This is a genomic window from Virgibacillus halodenitrificans JCM 12304 (genome assembly GCF_001310895.1).
Classification (GTDB): Bacteria; Bacillota; Bacilli; order Bacillales; family Amphibacillaceae; genus Virgibacillus_Q; species Virgibacillus_Q halodenitrificans.
In genome coordinates this window covers 43,766-55,490 of the sequence record NZ_BAZS01000006.1, presented here as the reverse complement: position 1 = coordinate 55,490, position 11,725 = coordinate 43,766, and the positions used below count along the sequence as shown (strand labels likewise).

Genomic DNA, 11,725 nt, shown 5'->3' with positions numbered 1-11,725 from the left:
ACTCAAGAACTTGAGTCAAATGGTTTATTTATACTTATTTAATTTATCACCGATGAAGTCACCAAGTTGGAAACCTGATTGGTCTTCATCTTTTTCATATTGTTTATATTCTTTTGTTTCTTGCTCCTGTTCTAATTCTTTAATACTTAAAGAAATACGTTCTTCTTTTGCATTAACATCAAGAACTTTCACTTTAACTTGTTGCCCTGACTCTAATACTTCTTGAGGTGTACCAATATGACGATTGGCAATTTGGGAAATGTGTACAAGCCCCTCAACTCCAGGTTGTATTTCAACAAACGCACCAAAGTTTACAAGACGGCGTACAACTCCATCTACTACATCCCCACGCTGGATACGATCTTCGATGTCAGACCATGGCCCAGGAATTGTATTTTTATGGGATAAAGAAATACGTTCATTATCACGATCAACCGACAACACTTCTACACTTATTTTATCTCCTTCTGAGACAACATCAGATGCATTATCCACGTGCTCATGAGCTAATTGGGAAATGTGTACAAGACCATCAACTCCACCAAGATCAACAAATACACCAAAGCTTGTAATGCGTTGCACAGTACCTTCCAAAACTTGACCTTCTTCTAAATTATTTAAGATTTCATTTTTCTTCTCTTCTTTCTCTTCTTCAGCAATAGCCCGATGAGAAAGAATCACACGATTTTGTTCTCTATCCAGATCTGCAACTTTAACTTCCAGTGTTTTATTTAGGTAATCAGAAAAATCTTCTACGAAATAGGTTTCAACTAAAGAAGCTGGAATGAAGCCACGAACTCCTACATCAACAACTAAGCCGCCTTTAACAACTTCTTTTACCTCTGTTTCAAATTTTTCCTTATTGTCATATTTGCGTTCAAGCTCTTCCCAAGCTTTATCAGCTTCAACTGCTTTCTTTGATAAAACAACTTCATCATCTTCTTCGTTTACCTTTTTCACCATAAGTGTAAGTTGATCACCTTCTTGAACAACATCCCCTGCAGTTTCCACATGTAGGTTTGAAAGTTCACTAATTGGAACAATTCCTTCGGTTTTATAACCTATGTCAACAAGCACCTGCTTGTCCTCCACTTTTATAACAGTTCCCGTCAATGTTTCTCCTTCTCTTACTTCTGTTAATTCATTCTTTTGTTCACTCATATTCTTAGCCCTCCTAATTACAATTAAAACTGCATAACTACAATAACAACCTGAAAATTCATCCTATAAATCCAGGTAACTGTTGTTATCGCCTTTTTTATAATTTCTAATAATTATAATTAATTGTCAAGTAAAGCAAATCATTTTTGGTGAGTTTCTATCAGTTTGCTGATTTCTTCCATTATTCCATCAGCAGCTTCCTTTGCAGATGCCTTTGATTGCCTATAATGCTCCATGTCTACAGGGGAGCCATACACTACTTTTAGTCTTTTAAAAGGTTTATATGGGCCGATAATTGCACATGGAATAATTACTGCTTGCGATCTTAATGCAAAAAAGCCTGCTCCAGCTAGAGGCTTACCCAACTCTCCTGATTTACTTCTTGTACCTTCGGGAAATAAGCCTAAAGTTTCTTGATTATCGAGAATTTTTAAACCCTTCCTAAGCGCATTTCGGTCACTTAGACCCCTTTTCACCGGAAATGCATGTATCCCTAATAATAATTTCCCTAAAATGGGTTTTTCAAACAATTCTCCTTTAGCCATAAAGTAAATATCCCTTGGAGAAGTAATCCCTACCACAGGCGGATCTAAATTAGATATGTGATTGGAACATATTATTACAGGCCCTTGCTTTGGTACATTTTCTTTTCCAATAACTTTAATTCTATAAAGTGGGAAAAGAATTATAGCAACTATCGTTCTTGCAAATTTGTATAAATTCATATAAAAACTCCTCGTAACCCATTATAACAAGTTATATGCTATTAGTTTCCGTTATTGCTTTTTGGAAACCTCTTCCATTATTTTATTGGCAACGTCTTTAATAGACAATGATGTTGTATCTATTTCTATTGCATCATCGGCTTTTATAAGTGGTGCCGCTTCCCGTTTTGAATCAATTTCATCTCTTTTTTCAATTTCTTTTTTTAATTCTTCCATGGAAGGAGTATGGCCTTTTAAAACATTTTCTTCGTAACGACGTTTTGCTCTTTCTTCCACCGTTGCAATTAAAAATATTTTAATCTCTGCTTCGGGCAAAACATGCGTACCAATATCTCTACCGTCCATAACTACACTTCGCTTTTCAGCTAACTGTCTTTGTCTATTTACCATTTCATGTCTAATTGCAGGATGTTTGGCGACATAGGATACAGAATTCGTGACCTTTTGACTACGAATAGCATCCGTGACATCCTGACCATTTAAATAAACTAGTTGGCCTTGTTCACTTTGCAACAATTCAATCTCCGTATGAAGTAACAGATTTAACAGACTTTTTTCATCATTGATATCCGTATTATTTTCAATTGCATTTAATGTTAACGCTCGATACATCGCTCCTGTGTCAACATAAATACAAGAAAGTTTTTCTGCTACTATTTTTGCCACTGTACTTTTCCCTGCTGCCGCTGGTCCGTCAATGGCAATTGCTAACGATTTTTTTAACATGATTCTACCTCATTTCCTCATTAACCATAGTGTCTTTTGGAAGTAATTTAAAATAGTCAAACCTCTCCCAACTTAGTCCAATATAAATAATAACATAGCAACAGAAAAATGGTCTATTTGAATGAAGAGAAGATTAAACGGATATTTCTTTCTTTCTGCGTTCTCTTTGCTTTTCAAAACAATAACGAATAATATGCTGCTGATCATGTTTTGTAATAGTGGTAAACTGAAACGAGCCTATCTTTACTGTGCTTTTCTCTTTTTTTACAAATACTGTTTTTGCTTTCATGTTAAGATATCGCATTTTTCCTGTATGCTCACCAAAAGCCAACCACACATCTACCTCTTTATCCTCACCCCATGTAATATGATCCGGCAGAATAATTGAAATACCCCCACCACTTATGTCCCGCGTCACAGTAGTAAATGGTATAAAAGAGTTGTCTAATGGATGAATAGCAACATCTATTGCTGTTTCAATTCGCACAAATTGCCTGCGTTGTATTTTTTCGTGACTTTTGTCCGGTTTTCTAATTGCCAAAGCAGGTACATTCATTTTCACTCTATCAATAAGCTCAGATTTAAAGTGATAAATTGTTTCATCTTTAGTCATATATGTAATAGAGAAAATTGCACCGATTGGCAAAAAAGCAGTCTTATTTGTCTTTTTATTTACCGGATAATCAATATATATAAACTCTTCGTTATCTTCTATTACTTTACTATAATATTCAGTAGGCTGCCTTTCACCAGGTCGGGTATGTTCTATATTTAGTAATGTTCCGATAATCATAATTAACCCCCATTTCTTACGGCTAATCGCTTACAATTTAATTATTACAGAAAAGTCTAAAAAGGGAAAGACATTTGTCCTTCCCTAAAAGCTTCCTGCGTAGTTTATTTCTGTCCCATCTAATTTTTCTATCTTCTCTTCCTTCCCATCCATTGCATTAATAAAAATACGGTAGGTCTCCTGTCCCATCACACCTAAAAATTCATACGTTAATACCTCTTCTCCCAGATCGTTATCGATAATTGAAAGGAAATCTTCTTGAATTTTCACATTCGGATTCACCATTTCTTTTGCCTCGGATTTAGTAATAGACGGCTTAGGAATATTTCTTTCTTGATGATTCATAAAATAATTTCTTGCCGTTAATCCTAAGATGTCTCCATTATCCAATCCTATTTTTACTTCTATAGCATCAGAGAATACACGCACTCCATTATCGGTATACAAGAAGGAGTAAAACCCAATATTATTATATTCACTACTTTGGTAGAGCTGCATATCATCAAAACCAGCGTTTTCCAAGTACTTTTCAGCCTTATTCAATCCTTCATTTAGGCTTATTTTTTTATCATCTATTGGTCTTTCTACCAAGAGGGTTAATGGATGTCCACCTTGTACTGACATATCCATATAAGCATTAGTATTTCCCTTTTCGTAAGAGATACTGTAGAAAGGTATATCAGCACCTTTTCCGCTTTTTGTTATTTTCATATCTTCTGTATTATTTACATTAAAATAATCCTTACTCTTCAATAATGCTTTTTGTTCATTAAGCTTATCTCCCTGCAAATTTTGATATTGATGTTCTTTAGATGAAGTACCAATTATCGAAGAATCTACATTACTTTCTGAGTAACCTTTCACCGTTTTTTCTACTGTCTTAAAACCATCAATTATTGTGTTATCTGCCTGTTCATCTGCATTTACTAATGCCAGTTGCACATCCATCCAACGAAGGTTATTATCCAGTGCTACATGTTGTACTTGTCGAAGTTCATCACGTATGTCACCCGATTGCTTATATAAATTTTGTAATGCTTTGGTTTCCTTTTCAGATAACGGATCTTTTTCAAGATTCCTAACAGCTGTCTTGTAGGTGAAATCACCTATATCAGCTAAAAATTCCTCTGTTTTGTTAAATGGTAATAACCCAAGTGGTAGCTGACCTACGTTCGATAGAGCTTCTGAGGATAGCCGCCAAATTTCAACTAGTTGTGGGGATAAGCTCTTATTAGAATTCATTGCCAGTGCCGTTCCTATTTTATCATTCAAAAGATCCATATGATAGGATAGTTCATGAAAAGAACGTTGATATGTGTTCTCCGCTTGAATTAGTATGGCGTTTTTTTCCTGATGCTCCTGATATCCCCAAAAAGCAGTTCCAGCTATCCCCAATGTGAGTACAGTAATAATTATCCAGCGAATCATCAAATCACACCTTTCTATTTACAGAATATATGTTTCCCAATTTGCTTAATTTGTGGCCGAGACCATATCCATGCAGAAGTAGCTGTATCCGGATTGAAATAATATTGGGCACTGCCCGTCGGGTCCCACCCATTTATAGCATCCAAAACTGCCTGTCTTGCAGTGTCATTTGGGGTCAGCCATATTTGTCCATCAGCAACTGCTGTAAAGGCTCGAGGTTCAAAAATTACACCTGAGGCAGTATTAGGAAAAGTAGGGCTTTCTATTCGGTTCAATATTACTGCAGCTACAGCGACCTGCCCTACATACGGTTCACCCCTTGCTTCTCCATAAACAGCATTCGCCATTAATTGAATATCGTTTTGAGAGTACCCTTGGGGCACATTAACAGCTGTATTAGCTGTGTTTGCCGGTTTACCATCTTTGTCTTTTTGAGGGGCAGATTGTTTATCTTTATCAACACCACCGTAATGAGTAAATTTTTTACCTTGATTTAATTGGCTTTTTACATATTTCTCATCGTATTCACTTGCTTTTGCTAATTTTTGCTTGGTTGTTTGCCCAGCTAGCCCGTCTATTTCCATACCAAATTCATATTGAAAATTTCTAAGTGCCCAGTACGTACCCCATCCAAAAACACCATCAATCTTTCCGTTATAAAAACCTAAATATTGTAATCTTGCTTGCAATTCAATCACATCATCCCCAACTGCTCCCTGCTGAATTACCTGGGAACTGAAGGCATCTGTTGTTTTTACAGGTAGTATCGTTACAACACCTATAAACACCAAGACTATTAACAAAAATATTGGGGAAAGTTTTTTATATGCCATGTTTTTTTCCTCCTGATGAAACCTTGTATTATATGAGCTATTTTTTGAGTAAATCTTTCTTTTTATTCATCAAGAATTAAATCATGGACAAAACAGCATTTGAAGATTAATAAAGTAAAACAAAAAATCCTTTGTATTTTAAATACAAAGGATTTTACACTTGTTGTTTCTTAGTATGCAAGATAGTATGAGGTATAGAGGCATTTGCAGACTTAACACGACGCATTCCAATTATCCACAATGCAATCATAAAAGGGATAAGTAGTAACAGCCAGTCACTTGCTATTGTTTTTAATATATAATTATATATTCCGTGTAAAAGAAATGGAATTAAAAATGCAAATAAGATATTTCTTTTTTTATTGGTAGTGTGAACCTTAGCTTTACCAAAATAATAACCCATTATCACTCCAAATAAAGCATGGGATGAGACAGGAAACAAAGCCCTGCTAACTGCATATCCTATCCCGTTAGTAAGCAAAAACAAGATATTTTCAACTGTCGCAAATCCTAAACTAACGGCAACTGCGTATACAATTCCATCATAGTGAGCGTCGAATTCCGAATGATGATAAATGGTATACATGATGATAAACCATTTAAAAAATTCTTCTATTAATGCAATAGCGAAGAAAGACTGAAGAAATGCATCATTACTAATACCCTCCGAGCTAAGTATGTGTTGGATAAACATGATTGGAAATACAAGTAATGCGCCAAGGATGAAGGTTCTGATTATTAAACCCATCGGCTCAGCGAAGCGATCTTTTAAGTAAAAAAAGGACATTAATGCCAAAGCAGGAGCCACTCCGGCAGAGAGAACAGCAAACATAACCAAAACCTCTTTTCAATCCCGATAACATCATCCTATCATTAAGTTAACTTATTGGGAATAACAAATTTCAAAGTAGGTGAGTATATGAAAAAAATACTAATAATACATACTGGTGGAACAATCTCTATGTTAGAGAACAAAGAAACAGGAGAAGTTGCGGAAACAAATACACATCCCTTAACTGACCTTTCCTATCATTTTAGCAAATATGCACAAACAGAAGAGATGGTAATATTTTCGTTACCATCTCCCCATATTACACCTGAGCATATGTTAAAGCTATCTGAAGAAATAAAGAAGAAGTTATCTGATTATGATGGAATTGTGGTAACTCATGGCACTGATACATTGGAAGAAACAGCTTACTTCCTTGACTTGGTAATCCAGTCCTCCAAGCCAGTCATATTAACGGGTGCCATGCGATCTAGTAATGAAATAGGATCAGATGCTTTATATAATTTAATTAGTTCAATAAGGGTGACTGTTGAAGAGCATGCTAGAAATAAGGGCGTCCTTGTTGTGATGAACGATGAAATACACACGGCAAAGAATGTAACAAAGACTTCAACAAGTAATGTTGCAACATTTCAAAGCCCCCAATATGGTCCTTTAGGAATTATAACTAAAGATGCAATTATATTTCATCACACACCAATTGCGCATTACTCTTATCCTATAGATAAAATAGATAAAAAGGTCTTTTTATTAAAAGCTTATGCAGGTATGGACCTATCCTTGTTGGAAGCGATCATACAAGCAAAACCAGATGGCTTGGTAATCGAAGCATTAGGCCAAGGAAATTTACCAAAAGAAACGATAACTCCATTACGCGATCTAATTCAAAATCAAATTCCAGTTATTCTTGTTTCCAGATGTTATCAGGGGATAGTGCAGGCAACCTATGGATATGAAGCTGGTGGAAAACAATTGAAAGAAATGGGAGTTATTTTCGCCAATGGACTAACAGGTCCTAAAGCAAGAATAAAATTACTTATTGCTCTGCAAAATGAATATAATCTCGAATCACTTCAGAAGATGTTTGAACGTGAATTTTAATTTTTTAAAAAAACTTGTAGAAAGTCATTAGATTTTCTACAAGTTTTTTATTGCTATATTTATCTATAGTTCAAAGAAATATGGTTTGCGATAGCCTCTCCGTGAAAACGACCATTTTCAATGAAAATCTCATTATTATTATAACCTGAAGCAACTACCCCAGCAATATAGATACCGGGAATATTTGTTTCATAAGTATTTTCATTATAGTTAGGGCGACCATTATCTTTGTTGATTTCAACACCAGACTGTCTTAAAAAAGAAAGATCAGGATGATACCCAGTCATTGCAAACACATAATCATTTTCAATTGAGTAATCTTTGTCATCTACTGAATAGTGGACCTTTTCTTCTGTAATCTCCGTCACGCATGCATTAAAATACATGCTTATTTTTTTATTTCTCACCAAAGAATCAAATTCCGGAAGAATCCATGGCTTTATACTTTTTGAATATTCGCTTCCACGGTATAAAACAGTGACGCGCGCGCCTGCTTTGTGAAGTTCAAGAGTTGCATCTACGGCGGAATTCTTTCCGCCTATTACTAAGACATTCGCATCAAAGTAAGGATGAGCCTCTTTAAAATAATGCATTACTTTTGCCTTATCTTCACCAGGTATTCCCATATAATTGTTGATCATAATAACCAGAAGCTATAATTACGTGGTCAGCGAGATATTTATTTTCTCCACCAGCTTTGTATTCTGTATTAACTTCGAACAACTTATTCTTTTTATTTATTGATACCACTTTTTCAAATGGTTGGATTCGAAGGTTTTCACGTTCGGCTACTGTTCTATAGTAGGCTAAAGCTTGATTGCGGACAGGTTTTTGTTTTTCCGTAATAAAAGGAATCCCTCCAATTTCCAACTTTTCACTGGAACTAAAGAAGGTTTGATGTGTTGGGAAATTATAAATTGTATTTACTATATTTTCTTTTTCAATGATGAGCGAGCTTATACCTTTTCGTTGTAATTCTATAGCACAAGACATCCCACATGGCCCACCGCCAATAATTATTACCTTTTCTCTATTCAATTCTATGCACTTCCTTTAATTAAACGATAACTTAACTAATGAAAAAACTCTTATCCAACTATACATGATAAGAGTTTTTTCGTCATATGATTTGTTTTATACCCAACCGCGGAATCTGGATGCTTCTGCCATTTTTCTAACTCCAACCATGTATGCTGCCAAGCGCATATCTACACGTCTTGTTTCAGCTACATTATAAATGGAATTAAATCCTTTAATCATAATTTCATGAAGCTTTTCCTCAATCTCTTCTTCAGACCAATAATAGCCTTGATTATTTTGAACCCACTCAAAATAAGAGACTGTTACACCACCAGCTGAGGCAAGCACATCTGGAACAAGTAAAATACCTCTATCAGTTAAAATCTTTGTTCCTTCAATGGTTGTTGGACCATTTGCCGCTTCTACTACAATACTGGCTTTAATATTATGAGCATTCTCTTCTGTAATTTGGTTTTCAACTGCAGCTGGAACTAATATATCACAATCTAACTCTAACAATTCTTTATTTGAAATTGTGTTATTAAAAAGTTTTGTAACAGTTCCAAAACTATCTCTTCTGTCAAGTAGATAATCAATATCCAGTCCTTCAGGATCATGCAAGGCCCCATAAGCGTCGGATATGCCTACAACTTTTGCCCCTGCATCATGTAAAAACTTAGATAAGAAGCTACCAGCATTACCAAATCCTTGCACTACAACTCTAGCGCCTTTTACATCAATGCCCTTTTTCTTAGCAGCTTCATTAATGCAAATTGTAACACCTTTTGCAGTTGCAGATTCTCTTCCATGGGAGCCACCGAGTACAATCGGTTTACCTGTAATAAAACCTGGACTATTAAATTCATCAATGCGACTGTATTCATCCATCATCCATGCCATAATTTGTGAGTTTGTAAAGACATCCGGTGCCGGAATATCTTTAGTTGGCCCAACAATTTGACTAATAGCACGAACATAACCTCTACTTAAGCCTTCAAGTTCACGGAATGACATTTCGCGGGGGTCACAAATAATCCCGCCTTTACCACCGCCATAAGGCAAGTCAACAATACCAGCTTTCAGACTCATCCAGATTGAGAGCGCTTTAACTTCTTTCTCAGTTACATCCGGATGGAATCTCACGCCTCCCTTTGTTGGTCCAACCGCATCATTATGCTGTGCACGATACCCAGTAAATATTTTAATTGACCCGTCATCCATGCGTACTGGAATTCTGACAGTCATCATACGGATTGGTTCTTTTAGTAATTCAAAAACCTCGTCTGGGTAACCCAGTTTTTCCAATGCTGTTTTAACAACAGTTCGTGTTGAACTTAATACATCCATTTTATTACTTCCCTTGGTAGAATCTGCTGCTTTATCGGCTACCATTAATTTACCTCCTAGAATATCTATAAATATTTTATAAATAGCTGTACTCAGAGATTAGTATACACTTTCATCATAATTATGCAATAAAATAAAATGATTTTATACAATTATTTTATTTTTGATTCTATAAGTAGTGTTTCTATTCCTGGTACTGCGGAATAGTTAGTTAAAAATCATCAATTTTTATTATGTGGAGATAAACAATTCACATATCCTATTACTTATCATCCTTGCTCATTAAAAAATACTGTACTACCTGTTGAATAGCTTGGGAAGAGAATATTATCTTTCCATATTCTTTTAAGCGTATGGACGTAATAATACTAGGAAAAGCATATTCTGACATAATAGCAATGATATCTTCTTTATGTTGACCGTTTAGATCTTCCTCATTTAACAACACATAATATGAATCGCTCATATAATATATCTCTCCACCATTAACTCCTAATGGAGATAAATAGGAACAAACTTGGATAATATTCTCAAAATCGTTAAATGAGAAAATCAATTCATTGCTTTCATCAAGAGTGACCTTCATTTCAATAAAATCCTCATCGTACTCCATCTCTTCTTTCTGTGTCACAATAACATGCATCCCTTGAGCTTGCATTAATTGTACTTGTACAAGTAGCATTCCTTCCAATTCAAAGCCAAGCTCTGAACTTGCCTCATACATCATATCACTAAAAAGCGTCCGGACACTTGATGCATCATGCCACAAATCTTCTTTCGTAAAACCACGTTCGATCAAATCATCAAACGTTAAGAAAATCGTAAACTGATCGTCAGACATTCTTTCAATGCGCATACAGTATCCTCCTTTGTATTGCAAAATACAGAATCCTTATTTCTTTAAATGTGCTGTAAAATACAGCGTTAATTTAATCCTTTATATACTATATGCAAATTTTAAGATTGTTGAACACGGCAACTTCTTTAGATTAGCATTAATTTCTCTTCAATTGAAGAATATGGCACTCTGCGTTTGTTCCCAGACGCAAAGGAAAGGTAGTATAACCGTATCCCTCACTAATTAACACATTCGTATCTCTGATCTTTCTAAGCTTACCTCTTTCATATGGCCCTTTGCCAAAAATCCGTATTTGCCCACCGTGTGTATGTCCAGCTAATACAATATGAAACATATCTTTTTCGTTGTTATTTAACTCCATGTAAGTGCTTGGATCATGTGTGATAAGTAGTTTATATCTACCCTTGGATTCGTTCATAGCTGCTTCAAGATTGACGCTTCCATACCTATAACAATCAAGTCCTACTAAGCTAATAATATGATCTCCTCTTTTTAAATCTTTACTAGCATTCAACAGTATATTGACATCTTCCTGTTCAAGCATACGTTTTATTTTTTCAGGAGAGGCTTCATAGTCATTGTTCCCCCAAACAAAATAAATGGGTGCGTGCATGTTTTGTAATTTCTTAATGTTATTTCTAATCCTATCAAGCGGAACTCCTTTCTCCGTTAAATCTCCTCCAATAACGATAATATCAATTTGGCTCAATATGGTTTTCAGTGTTGTTGTCCTAATCGACCTTCTATGTATATCAGAAATAAAGAAAATCTTAAAGCCATTAAATTTAGCGGGTAACCTTTCATCTCTGATTGTCTGATATCGTACATGATCATGATGTGCCAAAAATAACATATAGCAAAAAAGTATAGCACCAATACCAAACAGTGTAGCTATGAATAACAATACTTTTCCTCCTATCCATATCACCAGAATGTTATATA

Annotated in this window: 11 protein-coding genes and 1 pseudogene; 1 reads left to right on the top strand and 11 read right to left on the bottom strand. The window is 35.2% G+C overall.

Features of this window, described 5'->3' with window-relative positions:
* Positions 1–24 precede the first annotated feature (24 nt).
* The 7 genes from rpsA to prsW form a co-directional block, all read right to left on the bottom strand.
* On the bottom strand, positions 25–1,161 hold the full coding sequence (gene rpsA / locus JCM12304_RS05235; protein WP_019378359.1) for a 30S ribosomal protein S1: 1,137 nt from the start codon (positions 1,159–1,161) through the stop codon (positions 25–27).
* 140 nt (positions 1,162–1,301) lie between these two features.
* Positions 1,302–1,886 (bottom strand): lysophospholipid acyltransferase family protein, encoded by a 585-nt coding sequence (locus JCM12304_RS05230; RefSeq protein WP_060678876.1) that lies wholly within the window; start codon positions 1,884–1,886, stop codon positions 1,302–1,304.
* 51 nt (positions 1,887–1,937) lie between these two features.
* Positions 1,938–2,612, bottom strand: a complete 675-nt coding sequence (gene cmk, locus JCM12304_RS05225) for a (d)CMP kinase (RefSeq protein ID WP_060678874.1) — start codon at positions 2,610–2,612, stop codon at positions 1,938–1,940.
* A 133-nt stretch (positions 2,613–2,745) separates the two neighbouring features.
* Complete coding sequence (locus tag JCM12304_RS05220) at positions 2,746–3,405, bottom strand: flagellar brake protein (RefSeq protein WP_060678872.1); 660 nt, start codon at positions 3,403–3,405, stop codon at positions 2,746–2,748.
* A gap of 84 nt (positions 3,406–3,489) precedes the next feature.
* Positions 3,490–4,833: a germination protein YpeB gene (ypeB, locus tag JCM12304_RS05215; RefSeq protein ID WP_060678870.1), complete on the bottom strand. Its 1,344-nt coding sequence runs from the start codon at positions 4,831–4,833 to the stop codon at positions 3,490–3,492.
* Between the two features lie 14 nt (positions 4,834–4,847).
* The gene (gene sleB / locus JCM12304_RS05210) at positions 4,848–5,666 is read right to left on the bottom strand and encodes a spore cortex-lytic enzyme (RefSeq protein ID WP_060678869.1); all 819 of its coding nucleotides are present in this window, start codon (positions 5,664–5,666) and stop codon (positions 4,848–4,850) included.
* Between the two features lie 154 nt (positions 5,667–5,820).
* Positions 5,821–6,498, bottom strand: coding sequence for a glutamic-type intramembrane protease PrsW (prsW, locus tag JCM12304_RS05205; RefSeq protein ID WP_060678867.1), 678 nt, complete (start codon positions 6,496–6,498; stop codon positions 5,821–5,823).
* 87 nt (positions 6,499–6,585) lie between these two features.
* Between prsW and JCM12304_RS05200 the strand changes: the two genes are divergently transcribed.
* Positions 6,586–7,557: an asparaginase gene (locus JCM12304_RS05200; protein ID WP_026041461.1), complete on the top strand. Its 972-nt coding sequence runs from the start codon at positions 6,586–6,588 to the stop codon at positions 7,555–7,557.
* A 59-nt stretch (positions 7,558–7,616) separates the two neighbouring features.
* On the opposite strand, the pseudogene JCM12304_RS05195 reads toward JCM12304_RS05200, so the two are convergent.
* The 4 genes and pseudogenes from JCM12304_RS05195 to JCM12304_RS05180 form a co-directional block, all read right to left on the bottom strand.
* Positions 7,617–8,595: pseudogene (locus tag JCM12304_RS05195) on the bottom strand (YpdA family putative bacillithiol disulfide reductase).
* A gap of 96 nt (positions 8,596–8,691) precedes the next feature.
* Positions 8,692–9,969: a Glu/Leu/Phe/Val family dehydrogenase gene (locus tag JCM12304_RS05190; RefSeq protein WP_019378350.1), complete on the bottom strand. Its 1,278-nt coding sequence runs from the start codon at positions 9,967–9,969 to the stop codon at positions 8,692–8,694.
* 217 nt (positions 9,970–10,186) lie between these two features.
* Positions 10,187–10,780, bottom strand: a complete 594-nt coding sequence (locus JCM12304_RS05185) for a genetic competence negative regulator (protein ID WP_060678865.1) — start codon at positions 10,778–10,780, stop codon at positions 10,187–10,189.
* A 139-nt stretch (positions 10,781–10,919) separates the two neighbouring features.
* Entirely contained in the window at positions 10,920–11,687 is a 768-nt protein-coding gene (locus tag JCM12304_RS05180; RefSeq protein WP_060678863.1) for a metallophosphoesterase, read from the bottom strand.
* Positions 11,688–11,725: the final 38 nt, after the last annotated feature.